The 18,308-nt window shown below is 69.3% G+C and carries 16 protein-coding genes and 1 other RNA gene; 10 read left to right on the top strand and 7 right to left on the bottom strand.

Going from position 1 to position 18,308, the window contains the following annotated elements; genetic code table 11:
* The first annotated feature begins 48 nt into the window (after positions 1-48).
* From ACSHT8_RS28735 to ACSHT8_RS28720, 4 genes are all read left to right on the top strand, one after another.
* Positions 49-2,421, top strand: coding sequence for an ATP-binding cassette domain-containing protein (locus ACSHT8_RS28735; protein ID WP_436494212.1), 2,373 nt, complete (start codon positions 49-51; stop codon positions 2,419-2,421).
* A gap of 2 nt (positions 2,422-2,423) precedes the next feature.
* Positions 2,424-2,630, top strand: coding sequence for a hypothetical protein (locus ACSHT8_RS28730; RefSeq protein WP_436494211.1), 207 nt, complete (start codon positions 2,424-2,426; stop codon positions 2,628-2,630).
* Positions 2,631-2,708: 78 nt separating this feature from the next.
* Positions 2,709-4,019, top strand: a complete 1,311-nt coding sequence (locus tag ACSHT8_RS28725) for an aspartate aminotransferase family protein (protein ID WP_436494209.1) — start codon at positions 2,709-2,711, stop codon at positions 4,017-4,019.
* Between the two features lie 38 nt (positions 4,020-4,057).
* Positions 4,058-4,831, top strand: a complete 774-nt coding sequence (locus tag ACSHT8_RS28720; RefSeq protein ID WP_436494207.1) for a class I SAM-dependent methyltransferase — start codon at positions 4,058-4,060, stop codon at positions 4,829-4,831.
* Positions 4,832-5,217: 386 nt separating this feature from the next.
* Here ACSHT8_RS28720 and ACSHT8_RS28715 read toward each other — a convergent pair whose 3' ends face one another.
* The 4 genes from ACSHT8_RS28715 to ACSHT8_RS28700 all read right to left on the bottom strand — a co-directional run bounded on the left by ACSHT8_RS28715 (position 5,218) and on the right by ACSHT8_RS28700 (position 9,084).
* On the bottom strand, positions 5,218-5,736 hold the full coding sequence (locus ACSHT8_RS28715; protein ID WP_436494205.1) for a hypothetical protein: 519 nt from the start codon (positions 5,734-5,736) through the stop codon (positions 5,218-5,220).
* 341 nt (positions 5,737-6,077) lie between these two features.
* Positions 6,078-7,136, bottom strand: coding sequence for a serine hydrolase domain-containing protein (locus tag ACSHT8_RS28710; protein WP_436494203.1), 1,059 nt, complete (start codon positions 7,134-7,136; stop codon positions 6,078-6,080).
* A 40-nt stretch (positions 7,137-7,176) separates the two neighbouring features.
* Positions 7,177-8,001 carry a DUF72 domain-containing protein gene (locus tag ACSHT8_RS28705; RefSeq protein WP_436494202.1) on the bottom strand — a complete coding sequence of 275 codons (825 nt, stop codon included), beginning with the start codon at positions 7,999-8,001 and terminating at the stop codon, positions 7,177-7,179.
* Between the two features lie 192 nt (positions 8,002-8,193).
* Positions 8,194-9,084, bottom strand: coding sequence for a LysR family transcriptional regulator (locus ACSHT8_RS28700; RefSeq protein WP_436494200.1), 891 nt, complete (start codon positions 9,082-9,084; stop codon positions 8,194-8,196).
* Positions 9,085-9,201: 117 nt separating this feature from the next.
* Here ACSHT8_RS28700 and ACSHT8_RS28695 point away from each other — a divergent pair, with 117 nt between their 5' ends.
* Entirely contained in the window at positions 9,202-9,780 is a 579-nt protein-coding gene (locus tag ACSHT8_RS28695) for a dihydrofolate reductase family protein (protein WP_436494198.1), read from the top strand.
* 286 nt (positions 9,781-10,066) lie between these two features.
* On the opposite strand, the gene ACSHT8_RS28690 is transcribed toward ACSHT8_RS28695, so the two are convergent.
* On the bottom strand, positions 10,067-11,209 hold the full coding sequence (locus ACSHT8_RS28690) for a DUF2306 domain-containing protein (RefSeq protein WP_436494196.1): 1,143 nt from the start codon (positions 11,207-11,209) through the stop codon (positions 10,067-10,069).
* A gap of 91 nt (positions 11,210-11,300) precedes the next feature.
* Between ACSHT8_RS28690 and ACSHT8_RS28685 the strand changes: the two genes are divergently transcribed.
* Positions 11,301-11,978, top strand: a complete 678-nt coding sequence (locus ACSHT8_RS28685) for a TetR/AcrR family transcriptional regulator (RefSeq protein ID WP_436494194.1) — start codon at positions 11,301-11,303, stop codon at positions 11,976-11,978.
* A gap of 218 nt (positions 11,979-12,196) precedes the next feature.
* A complete protein-coding gene (locus tag ACSHT8_RS28680; RefSeq protein WP_436494192.1) occupies positions 12,197-12,370 on the top strand; it encodes a hypothetical protein in 174 nt (57 codons plus the stop codon).
* Positions 12,371-12,504: 134 nt separating this feature from the next.
* Here ACSHT8_RS28680 and ssrA read toward each other — a convergent pair.
* Positions 12,505-12,879: a transfer-messenger RNA gene (ssrA, locus tag ACSHT8_RS28675) on the bottom strand.
* 77 nt (positions 12,880-12,956) lie between these two features.
* Here ssrA and ACSHT8_RS28670 point away from each other — a divergent pair.
* Genes ACSHT8_RS28670 through ACSHT8_RS28660 form a run of 3 tightly spaced genes read left to right on the top strand, consistent with a single transcriptional unit; the run spans position 12,957 to position 15,426 of the window.
* Positions 12,957-13,670, top strand: coding sequence for a sensor domain-containing protein (locus ACSHT8_RS28670; RefSeq protein WP_436494190.1), 714 nt, complete (start codon positions 12,957-12,959; stop codon positions 13,668-13,670).
* Complete coding sequence (locus ACSHT8_RS28665; protein ID WP_436494188.1) at positions 13,667-14,794, top strand: sensor histidine kinase; 1,128 nt, start codon at positions 13,667-13,669, stop codon at positions 14,792-14,794. Before ACSHT8_RS28670 ends, ACSHT8_RS28665 begins: the two co-directional genes overlap by 4 nt.
* Entirely contained in the window at positions 14,782-15,426 is a 645-nt protein-coding gene (locus ACSHT8_RS28660; protein ID WP_436494186.1) for a response regulator transcription factor, read from the top strand. Before ACSHT8_RS28665 ends, ACSHT8_RS28660 begins: the two co-directional genes overlap by 13 nt.
* Positions 15,427-15,465: 39 nt before the next feature.
* On the opposite strand, the gene ACSHT8_RS28655 is transcribed toward ACSHT8_RS28660, so the two are convergent.
* Positions 15,466-18,189, bottom strand: coding sequence for a putative Ig domain-containing protein (locus ACSHT8_RS28655; protein ID WP_436494184.1), 2,724 nt, complete (start codon positions 18,187-18,189; stop codon positions 15,466-15,468).
* Positions 18,190-18,308 lie beyond the last annotated feature (119 nt).

Raw genomic sequence — 18,308 nt, 5'->3', positions numbered from 1 at the left:
GCTGGTTAGATCGAGGAGGCGATGGGGACCGGACAGATGGGGACACCGATGAGCAAGGCCAGGCAAGTGCATGCCGCTGACAGCCACGACCTGATCCGCGTGCACGGCGCGCGCGTGAACAACCTCAAGGACGTCAGCATCGAACTCCCGAAGCGCAGGCTGACGGTGTTCACCGGGGTATCCGGGTCCGGCAAGAGCTCGCTGGTGTTCGCCACCATCGCCGCGGAGTCGCAGCGGCTGATCAACGAGACCTACAGCACCTTCGTGCAGGGGTTCATGCCGTCGCTGGCGCGGCCGGAGGTCGACGTCCTCGACGGACTGACCACGGCGATCATCGTCGACCAGCAGCGCATGGGCGGCGACGTCCGGTCCACCGTCGGCACCGCCACCGACGCCAACGCCATGCTGCGCATCCTGTTCAGCAGGCTCGGCAAGCCGCACATCGGCTCGCCCCAGGCGTTCTCGTTCAACGTGGCCTCGATCAGCGGCGCGGGGGCGGTGACGATCGAGAAGAGCGGGCACACCACCAAGGAGCGGCGCAGCTTCAGCATCACCGGCGGCATGTGCCCGCGCTGCGAGGGCCGCGGCTCGGTGTCCGACATCGACCTCACCCAGCTCTACGACGACTCCAAGTCGCTTTCCGAGGGCGCGTTCACCATCCCCGGCTGGAAGTCAGACAACTTCTGGACCGTGCGGGTCTACGCCGAGTCGGGCTTCGTCGACCCGGACAAGCCGATCCGCAAGTACACCAAGAAGGAACTCGACGCGTTCCTCTACAAGGAACCGACGAAGGTCAAGGTCGACGGCGTCAACCTCACCTACGAGGGCCTGATCCCGAAGGTGCAGAAGTCGTTCCTGTCCAAGGACCCCGACTCGCTGCAGCCGCACATCCGGGCCTTCGTCGAGCGCGCGGTCACCTTCGCCACCTGCCCGGAGTGCGACGGCACCCGGCTCAGCGCGGGCGCGCGGTCGTCGAAGATCCGCGGCATCAGCATCGCCGACGCGTGCACGATGCAGATCAGCGACCTCGCCGACTGGGTCCGGGGGCTCGACGAGCCGTCGGTCGCGCCGCTGCTCGCCAACCTGCTGCGCACCCTCGACTCGTTCGTCGAGATCGGCCTCGGCTACCTGTCGCTCAACCGTCCATCTGGGACACTCTCGGGCGGCGAGGCACAGCGCACCAAGATGATCCGGCACCTCGGCTCGTCGCTCACCGACGTCACGTATGTGTTCGACGAGCCCACGATCGGCCTGCACCCGCACGACATCCAGCGGATGAACGACCTGCTGCTGCGCCTGCGCGACAAGGGCAACACGGTGCTCGTCGTCGAGCACAAGCCGGAGGCCATCGCGATCGCCGACCACGTCGTCGACCTCGGCCCCGGCGCGGGCAGTGCGGGCGGCACCATCTGCTACGAGGGCACCATCAAGGGCCTGCGCGCCAGCGGCACCATCACCGGCCGCCACCTCGACGACCGCGCCTCCCTCAAGGAGACCGTGCGGACGGCGTCCGAGCACCTGGAGATCCGCGGCGCCACCGCCAACAACCTGCAGAACGTCGACGTCGACGTGCCGCTCGGCGTGCTGTGCGTGGTCACCGGGGTGGCGGGGTCCGGCAAGAGCTCGCTCATCCACGGCTCGATCCCCGCCTCGGCGGGCGTGGTGTCGGTCGACCAGGCCCCGATCCGCGGCTCGCGGCGCAGCAACCCGGCCACCTACACCGGCCTGCTCGAACCGATCCGCAAGACCTTCGCCAAGGCCAACGGCGTGAAGCCCGCCCTGTTCAGCGCCAACTCCGAGGGCGCGTGCCCCACGTGCAACGGCGCGGGCGTCATCTACACCGACCTGGGCATGATGGCGGGCGTCGCCACCACCTGCGAGGAGTGCGAGGGCAAGCGCTACCAGGCATCGGTGCTCGACTACCACCTGGGCGGCCGCGACATCAGCCAGGTCCTGGCCATGTCGGTCGCCGAGGCCGAGAAGTTCTTCAGCGAAGGCGAGGCCCGCATCCCCGCCGCCCACGCCATCCTCGACCGGTTGGCGGATGTCGGCCTCGGCTACCTGAGCCTCGGCCAGCCCCTCACCACCCTGTCCGGCGGCGAACGCCAGCGCCTCAAACTCGCCACCCACATGGGCGACAAGGGCGGCGTCTACGTGCTCGATGAGCCGACCACGGGCCTGCACCTCGCCGACGTCGAGCAGCTGCTCGGCCTGCTGGACCGGCTCGTGGACTCGGGCAAGTCGGTCATCGTCATCGAACACCACCAAGCGGTGATGGCTCACGCGGACTGGATCATCGACCTCGGCCCGGGCGCTGGCCACGACGGCGGCAAGGTCGTCTTCGAGGGCACCCCGTCCGACCTGGTCGCCGCCCAGTCCACGTTGACCGGTAAACACCTGGCCGCGTACGTGGCGGGCTGAGGGTGGACGAGTACCTGGACCTCGTGGCCGAGATCCAGCGGAAGGACCCGGCGCAACGGGAGGGACAGGCGTTCTACAACGCCGCCCACACGTTGTGGCCGGGTCTCCTCGCCGACCTGCCACCAGACTGCGACCCGTTCTCACTGGACCGCAACCTCCCCGCGTTCCTCGACTGGCTGGAACACGCCAGAGCGGGCCGCGACTGTTGATTTCGATGGGTAGCGCCGAACTGGCGCCGTCTTCGTGGCGGGCCGAGACTTGAGGTCCGAGCGGCGGCGGAGGGCGACATGGACCTCGACGAACTGGTCTTCCATCCCTGGACTGTGCAAGGGCCGCGGACCGTACCGACCTTCGTCGGCGGCGAAGGCAGCCACATCATCGACATCGATGGCCGTCGCTACCTGGACTTCAGTTCGCAGTTGGTGTTCACCAACCTCGGCCACCAGCATCCCCGCGTCGTCGCGGCCATCAAGGCGCAGGCGGATCGGTTGTGCACGCTGGCGCCCGCACACGCGTCCGATGTTCGGGGTGAGGCGGCGCGGCGGATCGTGGAGGTGGCGCCGGACGGGCTGGGGCACGTGCTGTTCACGACGGGCGGCACCGAGGCCATCGAGCACGCGGTGCGCATGGCCCGCCTCTACAACGGCAGGCCGAAGGTCCTCTCCGCCTACCGCTCGTACCACGGCTCGACCACCACCTCCATCCACCTCACCGGCGACCCTCGCCGCTGGGCGTCGGACACCGGGGCGGCCGGGGTCGTCCACTTCTTCGGGCCCTTCCTCTACCGCTCCGTGTTCGGCGCGGCCACGCCGGAGGAGGAGGGTGAGCGGGCGCTCGCGCATCTCGAGCAGGTGATCCTGCAGGAGGGCCCGTCGACGATCTCCGCGCTGGTCCTGGAGTCGGTGACCGGCAGCTCGGGGGTCATCGTCCCGCCCCCGGGCTACCTGCGCGGCGTCCGCGAACTCTGCACCCGCCACGGGATCGTCCACATCGCCGACGAGATCCTGACCGGTTTCGGCCGCACCGGCACATGGTTCGCCGCCGACCACGACGGCGTCGCCCCGGACCTGCTGGTCTTCGCGAAAGGCGTCAACTCCGGCTACGTGCCCCTCGGCGGCGTCCTCGTCGGCGACCCGATCCACGCGACGTTCACCGAACGCCCGTACCCCGCGGGCCTGACCTACAGCGGCCACCCGCTCGCCTGCGCCGCCGCGGTCGCCGCAATCGGCGCGATGCACGACGAGGGCACCATTCCCGCGGCCGCCCGCCTCGGCGCGGACATCCTCGGCCCCGAACTCGCCAAACTCGCCGACGCCCACCCCGCCGTCGGCGACGTCCGGGGCATCGGCGCGCTGTGGACCATCGAACTGGTCCGCGACCGCCAAACCAAGGAACCCCTCGTGCCCCCAGGCGCCACCGGCATTGCGAACGCCCCCATGGCCGCCTTCACCAAGGCCTGCCTCGACCGCGCCCTGCTCCCGTTGGTCCTGGGCAACCGCGTCCACGTCGCCCCGCCCCTCAACATCACCGACACCGACGCCACGACCGGCCTGTCCATCCTCGACGAGGCCCTGACGGCGGCCGACGGCTTCCTCTGATTGTGGTTTCCTCGGAAGAAACAAATGGGGGTCGACCGATGGAACACAACACACTCAAGGGCTCATTCGGCGCGGCGGCGGTCGCCTACGCCGAGCACCGGCCGGACTACGCGCCTGCCGCCGTGCGCTGGGCATTGGAACCCGCGCCCGGCACGCGGGTCCTGGACCTCGGCGCCGGAACCGGCAAACTCACCGGCACGCTGCTCGCGCTCGGCGCCGACGTCACCGCGGTCGAACCCGACCCCGCGATGCTGACCGAACTGCGCCGCGCGCTGCCCACCGTCCACGCCCTGCCGGGCAACGCCGAGGCGATCCCCCTGCCGGACGCGTCGGTCGACGCCGTGCTTGCTGGGAACGCCCTGCACTGGTTCGACATGGCCGTCGCGGGCCCCGAGATCACCAGGGTCCTGCGACCCGGCGGCGTCCTGGCGGGCCTGTGGAACGTCCTGGACGACCGCGTCGCCTGGATCGCCGGTCTCGAACGCGTCAGCGGACCCGCCGCCATCGGGCCCCGCGACACCCTCACCAACTGGCGCACCGCCACAGCCCACCTGATCGACTTCGGCGCGTCGGAGCAGTCCGAGTTCCCCCACGGCCAACGCCGCACCGCCGACTCCCTCACCGCAACCCTCGCGACCCGCGCCGGAATGCTGGTCATGCCGGAACAGGAACGAGAAGCCACCCTCACCCGAATCCGCGCGTACCTGACAACAGCCGTCACGGGCGAGTTCACCCTCCCGATGCTGACCGGCGTCCTCCGCGTCCGACAACTGTCGGACACCGCGTCGGGCCGTGAACGCCGTGGCGCATGAATGCACGGCTGAGGGGTGCCTGATCTGCGCCCTCATCGCGAGACAGCCCGCTGGTCGGTCACCATGCCCGCCGCCACGGCACTCCAAAACAGCACTCGTGGACGGAGAGCCTGTCCGGGCGCGAAACGGTGCCTCCACCGCGCTGGCGTGGCCGGGCCCGGTGAGCACGACACGGATTCGGACGTGGGCATCAGCCGGTGCACGCCTGGAAGCCGTGCGGGCGGAAGTCCCCAACAGTGTCAGGAAAGTCCGCCACGACGCGCCTTCGGCCGCGGCTTTCCGGTCGGCTTTGGGTAACCAACGGCAGAGTTGCTCACGGTGCGGCCGGGATTCGGTTCACCCAATTGATCTTGGGGAACCCCCTCTCTCCTTCGGCGGCGACGAGGTTACCTGGCTGTGGCCTCCCGCAGCGCGGTCCGCAGCTCGGCCAGCGCCCGCTTGCACCGCCACTCCGCTCCTGGCAACCACATCGCCTCGGGCTCGCTGTCGGTGTTTTTGCGGCGGTCGACCAGCCCCTGTACCTGGTGACTCACGTACCTGAGGGGCGTCCGAATCTCCCGCCCGTCGACGGTCACCACCCAGATCGCCCGCGCGGGGTCGATCCCGGCGGGCCGATCCACGAACTTCTTCACCGATGCCCATGCCACTGTGCGAGTCGCCAGCACTCTGCGGACCCGCACCCCGCTGTCCCCGACGAACACCCCGACCCGATTCCACCGCCACCCCAGCCCGATCAGCACCGCGGCCACGGCTCCCACCGCCAGCACGCCCACCCAGTTGCTTCCGGCCCGCATCCGCACGGCCCCCATGACCGCGACCGCGAGCAACGCGACCCCGAACCCGACGATGAAACCCGAGCCCACCCGGTCCCACGCGCCCACATCGACCCGCCGCCACCCGCTCATCCCTCAACCCCCACATCACTACTCACGTCGCACCCCGGGGAAGCGTTGCACTCCCGCGGCGATTTCACCCGATCCGCCCAAGTACCGGGGCCACTCGGTCGACCTGTGTTCTCCCCGGATTCGTTACCGGTGGGCAGTCCGAGATCCCCCACGGCCAACGCCGCACCGCCGACTCCCTCACCGCAACCCTCGCGACCCGCGCCGGAATGCTGGTCATGCCGGAATCCAAACGAGAAGCCACCCGCCCCGAATCCGCGCGTACCTGACAACAGCCGTCACGGGCGAGTTCACCCTCCCGATGCTGACCGGCGTCCTCCGCGTCCGACAGCGGTGAAGGCGGCTCAGGCTCGAGGGTCAGGCAATCCGAGCGCGCCCGCGAGGTACTTCGTGGTGGGGAACGCGCCGCGGTCGTAGTTGCAGAGCACCACGATCGTGGTCGCCGCCGCCTGGTAGCGGGACACGAGGGCCGACACACCGGGGTCCGCTCCACTGTGGCCGATGATCGTCACCTCACCGTCCTCGACGACGAGTTGGCAGCCGTACCCGTACCGCTCCAGATCACCCGACGGCGGTCCTTGTGGTGTCGTCATCGCCGCGGTGGTCCGGGGCCCGAGCAGGCCACCGCCGACCAGCGCGTCAAGGAGCCGGGCGAGATCGTGCGGCGTGGTGATCAACCCGCCGTCGGGCAGCGCGCCCGCCGGGACGCTGTAGTCGTTGTTCCGCCACATCGGCGCGGGCTCGTCGGTGACGAGGTAGCCGGTGGCCAGGCGCTCGGGGTCGCGGTCGCGGTCCTCGAAACCGGAGTCGGCCATGCCCGCGGTGACCAGCACCTCCGCGGTCGCCACGTCGGCGAACGGTCTGCCGGTCACGGCCTCGATGGCCAGCCCCACGAGGATGAAGTTGGCGTCGGCGTACTGGTACACCGCACCCGGTGGCGACACCGCGGGCAGGTCGGCGAACAGGGGAAGCAGGTCACCCGGCCCGCGAACGTGATAGGTCGGGACGCGGTCCCAGCACGAGGTGTACGACGCCCACGTCGGATCGTCGTCATCGTGGTAGTTGGGCAGGCCAGAGGTGTGCGAGAGCAGATGGTGCAGCGTGTGCTCCGCGGTGAGCGCGCGCGGCCGATGCTCGGGCGCGAGCACCTCGGTCAGCGGCTGATCGAGCCTGAGCACTCCCCGGTCGACCAGGCGCAGCGCGGTCACCGCCGTCACCAGCTTCGTCACCGAGGCGACACCGAACCGCGTCCGCATGGTCGTCGGCACTCGATGCCCCCGATGCGCCAACCCCGCGGCGTGCTCGAACACCGGCCGACCTTCCCGCCAGACGAGCACCGCACCGCTGAACAGAAAGTCCGCCGCCCGCCGATCAAGCCACTCCCGCACCAAGCCGGCGTCCACCCGACCCATGCTAACCAGACCCCGATATCGCCGGTATCGCTCAGAACAGGGTCGCGGGCTCGACGGGCTCAGGTTCGGGCAGCACGTCGAGGTCTGGCACGAGTGCTCGCACGTCGTCGTGGAACCGGCGGGCGAGGGCGGGAGCGTCGTGATTGTCGGGGGTGTGCAGGAACACCGTCGGCGACCGCCCCTCGCGCACCCACTCGGCGACCACCTCGGTCCACGGCCCCCACCCCTCGACCGTCTCCTCGAACGAGTCCCGCCCCAGATAGCGAACGACCGGCCGGTCAGTCAACGCCCGCATCCGCCGCGGCAACCGCGGTTTCCGAGCCCACGCTTCCCGAGCGGCCTCACTGGCCGGCGGCGCCTGAAAGAACACCGTCGTATCAAACGGCACCCACTCAGCATCCACCGCGGCAAGCACCCGCTCCAGCAGCGACGTCGAGCCGCGGTCGGTGAAGAATCCCGGGTGACGCACCTCGACGGCGCGCTTGCGGTCGGCAGGCAGCCGACGCAGAAATCGCCCGAGCGCATCAACGTCCGAAGGCCCAAACGAGCCAGGCAACTGAGTCCACAGCACCGCACGATCACCGAGCGGCTCAACAGCGTCCAGAAACGCCCGCATCTCGACCTCGACCCCGGCCAACCGACGCTCGTGCGAAACGACCTTGGGCACCTTCACCAGAAACCGAAAATCGGCCCCAGTCTGCCCCGCCCACGTCGTAACGGTCTCCCGCGCAGGCGTCGCGTAGAACGTGGTGTTCCCCTCAACCGCGTTGCACCATCCGGCATACCCCCGCAGCCGCTCCCCCGCCCCCAACGACCGCGCTACAAACCGCCCCACCCACGCCTTGTGCGTCCACATCGCACACCCGACATGAAGCCCCGCCATCCCACCACTCCACTATTCGCGAGTTAACAGCCCCACCGGTTAGGGATCCGGGGCACGGCTGGGTCGCGAACGTCCGCACCGTGGGGTCTGGGGGTCGCCCCCAGAACAACGCCGGAACGACCCGATCGTAGGGTCGATCGACCCGATCCGAAACGCGGTGCCGCGTCAGGACGCGGGTGTGGACTCGAAGCCCGTTGACACACGAGCGATGAATGCCTCCGCCGCTGGTGTCGGCCCCAGTCGACTCCAGATCAGATGCTCGACGCGGTACGAAGTGTTCACCACGGGTATGACGACCACTCCTGGGAGCCGCACGGCATAGGAGGAGGCGAGGAGGGCGACACCGAGTCCTTCCGTCACGAGCCTCGCCATGATTTGAGGGTCTGTGATCTCGAAGGCGACCGTTCGCTCCAGACCAGCGGCGAGGAACGCGCGGTCGGCTTGAACTCGCCCGGTCGTCCCGGCGGGGAAGTCGACGAAGTCCTCGGCGACGATCGTCTCCAACCGGATGCGCTTGCGAGTGGAGAGCCGATGGTCGGGCGGCAGCAACGCGGCCAGCGGATCGCGAGCAAGCGGCCTGCTGTTGAGGCCGGGGATCTCGACGTCCTCGGCAAGGCCGAGGAAGGCGACATCGAGCGCGCCTGCGCGGACCTGGTCGGCGAGGTCGTCGCTGCCACTCGTCAGGAGACTTATCCGAACCCGCGGGTGTTCCTGACGGAAAGCACGCAACAGCGCAGGCACGTCGGCGGCCGCTGCTGTCGGAATCATCCCGACGGCGAGTCGACCACGGACCTCTCCACTCGCCGCGTACACCTCTGCCCGCGCCCGCTCCGCAGCCGCGAGGCATTCGCGTGCGGCCGGAAGCAGGGCTGTGCCCGCCTGCGTCAACGCCACCGACCTGCTCGTGCGGTGGAAGAGGCGCGCACCCAGTTCCCGTTCGAGCTTCGCGACCTGGTGACTCAACGCCGACTGAACGACGAAGCACCGTTCGGCTGCACGGGTGAAGTTGCCGAGTTCGGCCACGGCGACCACGTATCTCAGTTGCTGGAGGTCCACCCAGCAATCGTGTATCACTATTGATCTCATGACAACAATGCATTGGAGTCATTCAGCGGCGATGTCGCAGACTGAGCCAGGACGTAGCGTCGACGGCAAGGAAGAAGGGCAAGTGAAATGACCGCTGTCTACACCTGGGACGTCTTCTCCACCCTCGACGGCTACGGCTCCTACGCCGACGGTGCCGACTGGGGCGGCTATTGGGGCAAGCAAGGTCCCGAGCTGCTCGCGCACCGCGCCGCCCTGTGCGCCACTGAGCAGCGAATGGTCTTCGGGGCCACCACTTTCCGGGAGACCGCTCAAATCATGTCCTCGGACATCGATCCCAACACGCTCGATGAGTGGAACGTCCAGACGATGCGAACGCCTACGACGGTGGTGTCCTCCACGTTGCGGGACACCCTCGGCTGGCCGGACGCGACCATCGTGAGCGGTGACGCCGTGGACATCGTCGCCCGGCTCAAAGAGGAATCGGACGTGCCGCTGCGCTCGCAGGGCAGCCTGTCGCTGAACCGGGCATTGATGGCCGCGGGCCTTGTCGACCGCCTGCGGGTGACGATCTTCCCCGTCATCTCCGGACGGACCGGGACCAACCCGATTCTCATGGGCGCGGCCGACTTCGACCTCGAACTGCTCGAGAGCCGGACGCTGGACGGTCACACTCAGGAGGCCGTGTACCGCCCTTCCCTCCGGTGATGGCGTCGTCCCGCAGGCTTCGCCTGGTCGGCGAGGCCGTGACCGCGAGGACGCAAGCGACCTGGTCCACGCTTTCCGTGGACCAGGTCGCCTGAGCTTGTGGGCCTGATGTCAATTCCTCCGAACCAGGAGGTTCTCGTCCGCGGGGCTGAGAACATGGTCCGGCCTGTCCGCCACCGCTCCCCGACGTGAACATCGCCTTCTGCCGATGTGCGGAGCAGCGTTTCGCGTCGCTTTCCCAGGATGGAGCATTGGTGGGACGCGCGGTGTCGCGTGACGGGCGTGCTCAGATCGGCAGTAGCCTCGGTCGATCCGATTGCGGAATGACGACTGTTCGGCGCCGCCATACGACAAGCAGCAGGCCCATCGACAGGGTGACCGCGGGAGCGGTGAGCAGGGCGCCGAAGAATGCTTCGCCGGTCGTGAACGGCGCGTCGTAGGCGAGCCAGAGCAGCAGCATCGCGGGAACGCCTGCCACGAACGCGAGCGTGTGTACGCGCCACTCCTCGGCGGCGACGTCTTTCCCGGCCTTGCGGGCGGCGGCGGCGTTCGTGGCTGCCGTGGCCAGGCCGGCGAGCATCGCGCACAGGCCCGCGATGGTGATCCGGTCAATGCCGTCGAAGGTCTCTGTGTGCCGCAGGACAAGCAGCGGCAGGGTGGCCAGCGCCGCGATGCCGACCGCACGGTCGAGGTTTCGGCCCGGCAGCGGGCGGACCGTCGGGCTGCGCCGATCGTGTCCGGCCATGGCACGGGAGGCGAGGATCGCGCCCAGCGGCGCCAGCGTGGCGAGGATCGCGGCGCCTGCCATGTTGGTCTCCACCTGGGTCGTGCCGGACCAGAGCACGCCGAGCAGCAGGTACTCGATCCGCAACAGGGGCGCGGTGAGCAGAAGTGCGAACGCGTAGGCCATCAGGGACCGGTGCATGGCGATCTGGCGTCGCCGGGCGGTCGCGAAGCCGCCGATCACGCCGATGACGGTGCCGAGCGCGAGCGCCCAGAGTTGGAGATAGAACGCAGGCCCGTCAAAGGTGCGCTCTGGCCCCACGGCCAGCAGGTAGCCGAATGCTCCGAGCATCCCCACGAGCGCGAGGGTGACGCCGACCCGGCCCAGGACGCGATGCCTGCGCAGGTTGCGGCGAAAGCGGGCCGAGAACTGTGCCGCGAAGATGAGGATGGCGATGCCGCCCGCGGTCGTGTGAAACAGCAGCAAGACCCGGTTCTCGGCGTATACGTCGGCTTGCTCGAGGTGGACCGAGCCCGTACCGAGCGCCTGATCGTCACCGACCGCGCCGGCGAACACGTGGTCCCACAACCCGGGAGCGCTCGGGTTGAACATGCGCCAGGTGTACTCGATCGCCATCGGCGCATAGATCACGCAGACCGCCGCGACGGCGGCCCACGCGACCCAACTCCAGCGCATGTCGCGCATGGCGCCCTCCTCGCTATAACGTATGTTATGAGCAGTGTGAGGGGAGGCGGGAGCTTTGTCGAGTCACGTGGGTGATCTCACACAGGATCCGATGCGTAGGCGCCTGACCGCGGCCGCCGCCGGTTTGGTCGCCTGCCATGGGGTGGAGGCGCTGACCGCGCGGCGGGTGGCGACCGCGGCTGGTACGTCGACGATGGCGGTCTACACGCACTTCGGATCAATGGAGGCATTGGTCCGTTCGGTCGTCGAAGAGGGCTTCGACCGCCTCGAGCGCCGGTTCGTGGCCGAGGGTCCGCATCCGGACCCGGTGACTCACGTCGCCGGACTCACCTATGGGTATGTGGAGCACGCCCGCGAGAACCCGGATCTCTTCGCGGTCATGTTCGGCACGGTGCCCATGGGCAAGTACCGATCGGTGTCGTCCGAGGAACTCGCGGCCGGACGTCGCGGCACCCTCGACCGGGCGGGCGCAGCTCTTCAGCGCTGTGTCGAGACGAAGCGGATCCGCCCGACTCCCGGCTCCGCGCTCTCCTTTCGCTGGTGGACGCTGATACACGGGTACGTCATGCTCGAAGGCGCGGGCTATATCGCCCAAGACCGTGGCGTCGATCGTGTTCTGGCCCCGCTCCTGGTCGACTTCTTCGTCGGTGAGGGTGATGACGAGAGGCGCGCCGAAGCATCCATCTCGGTGATTTTCGGGCACGCTCGTGGCCCCGTCGGAACAGGCGATCAAGCGAAAGCGACGCCGGACGCCCGATTACCGCCGTAGCGGGCGGTCACACAACGCCCCTAGAACTCAAGGCCTTGGCGGGGCCGTTTGAGCGGTTCGCACACCGACACCGCGGCGATAATGAATCCACTGGTCAGCCTGGCTGTGGACCTGACATCAATTCATCCGAACCATGCCGTCACCCTGAGGTGAACATCCGCCTGCCGACGTGGGGAGGTGATGCACTCTCGCCGAGAACGGACACCAGGAGGGCCCCAATGAGCAGCGACGACGACGCGGTCGGCAAGCAACTTGCCGCGGTGATCGCGTGGGAGATGCACTTTCAGGCAGGGGTGCGCCGACCCCTGGACGAGATGCCGTCACTAATCGCCGACAGCTTGCTGGACCACTTCGAGGTGCTTCTCAAGCCCGGCGCTGATGTCCCTGACTAGCGACGCGCTCTCACGCGACTGATCGGACCGCATGCGGGTGTTATAGCAACAAGCCCGGCCGCTGGGGTGCGGTCGGGCTTGTCGTGGTTCGAACGGATTCACATTCCGATCATGAACCCGCAAGTCAGAGACGTGAGTGGAGGTGCCGGGAATCGAACCCGGGTCCTCTGTCGCCTCATCAGGGCTTCTCCGTGCGCAGTCCGCCTTGTCTCTGCTTGGCCCCACCGGTCACGCGAACAAGCCGGTGTGACGGGCCCAGTCACTGTTTGCTTCCCAACCGATCCCCGTGACCGAGACCGGCGGTAGTCCTCCTAGCTGATGCCGGGACCCAGGGCGGAGGCATCCCTGGACCGACAGACCCGAACCGCTACTTAGGCAGCGAGTTCGTAGTCAGCGCGAACGTTAGTTTCGGCGCTTATTGGTTTGCGAGCGACGCTTACGGTGGCCATCTCGCCTGCACCGGCACGCTTCCCCTGAATCAACGTCCAGAGTCGAAACCGTTCACCCCCTGGTTGTGGGTTGTTACCTACCTAGCTTAACCCCTCCGCCAACTCGATTAGGTGGGGCTAGCCCTACCCCCGGGCCGGTGGTGTCCCCCATGGTCCGCGACACCCCCGACGGCCAGGCTGGTTACATGACGAGCGAGGGGGAGTACATGACGACGATGATCCACGCCGATGGGACGCGGCCGCGGCCGCCGGTGGTCGGTTCGCTGGTGTATTTGGTGATGAATCTGCTGGTGGGGATCGCCGCGTTCGTGACGTTCGCCGTCCTCTTCAGCGTGGGGGTGGGCACGGCGGTCGTGTGGGTGGGGCTGCCGCTGCTGGCGTTCGCGGTCGTTCTCTGCCGGGTCGGTGGGCAGGTGGAGCGGGCCAGGGTCTACGCCCTGCTCGACACCTATATCGCGGTGCCGCACAAGCCGCTGCCGGACACCAAGCGGTGGCAGGCGCGGATCAAGGACCCGGCCACCTGGAAGGCCCTGACGTACTTCGTGCTCCTGCTGCCCATCGGGATCGCCGAGTTCTCGATCATGGTCGCGGCCTGGGCGACGTCGCTGGGTCTGTTCGCGCTGCCGGTGTACTTCCGGTGGCTGCCGGACGGCGAGTACCGGCTGTGGGACTGGAACCACCCGTGGCTCGTCGTCGACTCGACGTTCGAGGCGCTGCCGTTCGCGGCGGTCGGGATGGTGCTGCTGGCCGGGACGCTGGTGTTGACCAAGGCCATGGGGGCGGCGCACGCTCGGTTCGCCAGGATGCTGCTGGGACCGTCCCAGGCTTCGGTTGGCGGAGGTGTCCTGTGACCGAGCGGCAGTACCCGCACCCGGTGGCGGCCATCGCCTACCTGCTGGGCGGGTTCCCGCTGAGCCTGTTCACCTTCATCACCACCGTCGTGTTCATGTGTGTCGGCGTCGGCACCGTGGTGGTCTGGGTCGGTGTGCCGCTGCTGGTCGCCGCGGCGGCGCTGACCAGGATGTTCGGCAACATGCACCGCTTCTGGGTGCGCACGCTGACCGGGGCCGACCTGCCGCAGGAGCAGGTGCTCGACAACCCGGACGCGCCGATGCTGCGGCAGTGGCGCGCCATGCTGACCGACCGGCGGACGTGGCGTGACTTCGCGTACCTGATGCTCGAGTTCCCGCTGTCGATCATCGGCTTCGCGCTGGCCGTGGTCAGCGTCCCGCTGGTCCCGCTGGCCCTCTGGGTCGTCCCGCGCTACGCCTGGCTGCACTCGCAGCTCGCCGTGGCCATGCTCGGGCCGGACCGCACCGCCGACCTGACGGCCAAGGCCGAGCGCCTACAGGCGTCGCGGGCCCGCGGGGTCGACGCGGCCGAGGCCGAGCGGCGGCGCATCGAGCGCGACCTGCACGACGGCGCGCAGCAGCGGCTGGTGGCGGTGGCCATGGGGCTGGGTCGGGCGAAGGGCAAGCTCGACGCCGACCCCGAGCTGGCCCGCGCGCTGATCAACGAGGCGCACGCCGACGCGAAGCTGGCCGTGGCCGAGCTGCGCGACCTGGCCAGGGGCATCTACCCGGCTGTCCTGGGCGACCGGGGGCTCGACGCGGCCCTGTCGTCGCTCGCGGCGAAGTGCCCGGTGCCGGTCGAGGTGACCGTGACCGTCGAGCCGCGGCCGCCCGCCGCGGTGGAGAGCACGGCCTACTTCATCGTCGGCGAGTGCCTGACCAACATCGCCAAGCACGCGCAGGCCGAGTACGCCGCCGTGCGGGTCTGGCGGGAGACGCGGGCGATGGGCGACGAGGTCGTCGTCGAGATCACCGACAACGGCGCGGGCGGGGCCAACCTGCGCCCCGGGGGTGGGCTCGCGGGCCTCGCCGACCGCGCTGCCACGATTGACGGTGTGATGACCGTGGTGAGCCCGCTCGGCGGGCCGACAGTGATCAGGGCCGATCTGCCGTGCGTGTGGTGATCGCCGAGGACTCGGTGCTGCTGCGGGTGGGTGTGACGCGCCTGCTCGCGGACGAAGGGATCGAGACCGTCGCGGCGGTGGAGGACGGCGACAGTTTGTTGACCGCCGTCACCGAACACCGCCCCGACCTGGCGATCGTCGACGTGCGGATGCCGCCGAGCTTCACCGACGAGGGCCTGCGCGCCGCGCTGCGCGCGCGGACGGAGCTGCCGGGGCTGCCGGTGCTGGTGCTCTCGCAGTACGTCGAGGAGCGCTACGCGGTGGAGCTGCTCGCCGGCGGCGCGGGCGGGGTCGGCTATCTGCTCAAGGAGCGGGTGGCCGACGTCGCGGAGTTCGTCGACGCGGTGCGCCGGGTCGCCGGGGGCGGCACGTGCATCGACCAGGAGGTGATCGCTCAGCTCATGGCACGAGGGCGACGCAACCCCATCGATCTGCTGACGCCGCGCGAGCGCGAGGTGCTCGGCTTGATGGCGCAGGGACTGTCCAATGTGGCCATCGCGAAGTCGTTGACGGTGTCCGACGGCGCGGTGGAGAAGCACGTGGGCAACATCTTCTCCAAGCTGGGCCTGGAACCCAGCAGCGAGGAACACCGCCGCGTCCGCGCGGTGCTGACCTTCCTCGAACGGTCGTGAGGTGGGGCGGCGGTGCGAAACCGCCGCCCCACAACGCTTTCAGCTCACGTCAAGCGTGACGTCGTCCACCAGGAACGAGGTCTGCAGGTTGCTGTCCTCGGCGCTGGCGAACCGGACCGGCACCGTCTGCCCGGCGAACCGGGCCAGGTCATAGGTCACCTGCCGGTAGCCGCCCTCGTCGAGGTTGGAGAACGTGCCCAGCGTCGTGCCGCCCGCGGTCACGGTCAGCTTGTCGTAGGCGACGTCCTCCCACTCGTCGGTGTCGACGTGCAGCCAGAACGACAGCCGGTAGCTCGCGCAGCCCGCGGGCACCGTGACGCTCTGGCTGACCTGCTCGTTGCTCACCGAGCCCCAGCCGCCGAGCCAGGCGCTGTAGGTGCCGGAGTGGGCGGGTTTGCCCTGGTTGGCGTGTTGCCCGATGACGTTCACCGAGGCCGACCAGCCGGTGGCGCCGGACTCGAAGCCCGGGTTGACCACCTTCTGCCCGCCGCCGCAGCTGCCGCCGGTGATGGTCCACGTGAAGCTGACCTTGGCCGCCTTGCCCGCGGAATCGGTGACCGTGACGCTGGACTGGAACGTGCCCGCCGTCGTCGGCTTGCCCGTGATCAGGCCGTCGTTGCTGATGGACAGGCCAGTCGGCAGCCCACCCGCCGACCACGTGTACGGCGCGGTGCCGCCGCTGACCGCGAGCTGGAGGCTGACGTCGACGCCGACCTTGCCGGTCTGGTCGCCCGGGTTGGTGATGGTCGGGTCACCGCCGCCGCCCTGGATGGTCCAGGTGAAGGACGTCGAGCCGGTCGCGCCGGCGCTGTCCGTGACCGTCACCGTGACCTGGTGCGTGCCCGCTGCGGTCGGGGTGCCGGAGATCACCGCGACCTCGGTGTCGCTCGGCTGCACCGCGATTCCTTGCGGCAGGCCGGAAGCGGACCACGTGTAGGGCGCGGTGCCGCCGGAGACCACGAGTTTCACGCCCGTCTCGATGCCGACGTCCCCGGTCTGGTCGCCGGGGTTGGGCAGCGTCAAACCGCCGCCGCCTTGGATGGTCCAGGTGAAGGACGTCGAGCCGGTCGCGCCCGCGCTGTCCTTGACACTGACCGAAACCGTGAACGTGCCGCCCGCGGTCGGGGTGCCGCCGATGATCGCGACATCGGTCGTCCCCGGCTCCAGCGTGAGCCCGGCGGGCAGACCCGTGGCCGACCACGTGAACGGTCCGGTGCCGCCGGAGACCACGAGCTTGACGCCGGTCTCCTCGCCGACCCTGCCGGTCTGGTCACCCGGGCTCGGCAGCGTCAACTGGCCCGCGCCCTCGATGGTCCACTTGAAGGTGGCCGTCGCCTTGGTGCCCGCGCTGTCCTTGACCGTCACCGAGACCGACGCGGCGCCCGCCGCGGTCGGGGTGCCCTCGGCGACGACCGCGTTGGTGGTGCTCGACCCCAGCGTGATGCCCGCGGGCAGGCCGGACGCGGTCCACGTGTACGGGCCGGTGCCGCCGGTCGCGTTGAGCTTCACGCTGGTCGCGACGCCGACCTTGCCGGTCTGGTCACCGGGGCTGGGCAGCCCGACCGGGGTGGTCTGAGTGCCCGGGTCGACGTAGAGCAGCCGGTTGGGCGAGCCCGTGCCCGGGTTGGTGACCTTGCTGGGCGTCGCCGCCGCGATGAGGCCCGCCTGGACCTGCGCCGGGGTGTCCGACGGCCGGTTGGCCAGCCAGACCGCCGCGGCGCCCGCGACGTGCGGGGCGGCCATGGACGTGCCGCTGATCGAGTTCGTCGCGGTGTCGTTGGTCATCCAGGCCGAGGTGATGCCGACGCCGGGGGCGAAGATGTCGGTGCAGGTGCCGATGTTGGAGAAGCTCGCCCTGGCGTCGTTGCGGTCGGTCGCGTTGACGGTGATGCCCTCGGTGACCCTGGCGGGCGAGTAGTTGCAGGCGTTCGCGTTGTCGTTGCCAGAGGCCAGCGCGTACGTGATGCCCACGGCGATCGAGTTGCGCACCGCCGTGTCGACGGCGCTCGACGCGCCGCCGCCGAGGCTCATGTTGGCCACGGCGGGTTTGACGGCGTTGCGCGTCACCCAGTCCACACCGCTGATCACGCCGGTGTTGGAGCCCGAGCCCGCGCAGTTGAGCACCTTCACCGCGACGATCTTGGCGCCCTTGGCGACGCCGTACTCGTTGCCGCCCACGGTGCCCGCGACGTGCGTGCCGTGGCCGTGGCAGTCGGTGTTGTTGGAGTCGACGGTGTTGGTGCCCCAGGTGGCCCGGCCGCCGAAGGTGGCGTGCGTGGTGCGGACGCCGGTGTCGATGACGTAGGCCGTCACGGTCGCGGCGCGGGTGCCGAAGCTGTACTTGCTGTCGAGCGGGAGCGAGCGCTGGTCGATCCGGTCGAGCCCCCACGACGGCGGGTTGACCTGGTCCTCGGCGATCTTGACCACGGCGTCCTGTTCGACGGACGCGACCGCCGGGTCGGCCGCCAGCCTGCGCGCTTGGCCCGGGGTCATCCTGGCGGCGAACCCGTTCAGCGCGTACTGCCAGGCGGCGGTGACCGTGCCACCGTGCTTGGCGGTGAGCGTCGCGGCCGTGCGGGCCGACGCCGATCTCGGCGCCGCGCTGTCCTTGACCACCACGATGTAGCTGTCCTTCACCGCGTCGGCGCGATCGGCGCCGAGCACGGTTCCTTCCGCGGCCGCGGCAGGCGACGAGACGCCCACCGCCACCGCTGTCGCTGCGATCAAGCCGAGCAGTGCCCGGCTCGCGCGAACCTGTGCCATCGAAGGTCTCCCTCGGTGCAGGGGTCTCCGCCGGTCGCGCTGGTGGGCGACCGGCGGAGAAGCAGGGGTATTCGACGTTCGCGCGAACGTATTCGAAGAATAAGCACGCGATCACTGAA

The sequence above is a fragment of the Actinokineospora sp. HUAS TT18 genome, assembly GCF_051364635.1.
Taxonomy (GTDB): Bacteria; Actinomycetota; Actinomycetes; order Mycobacteriales; family Pseudonocardiaceae; genus Actinokineospora.
Note: the sequence above shows the minus strand (reverse complement) of the source record. Positions and strands in the feature narration are given on the sequence as shown.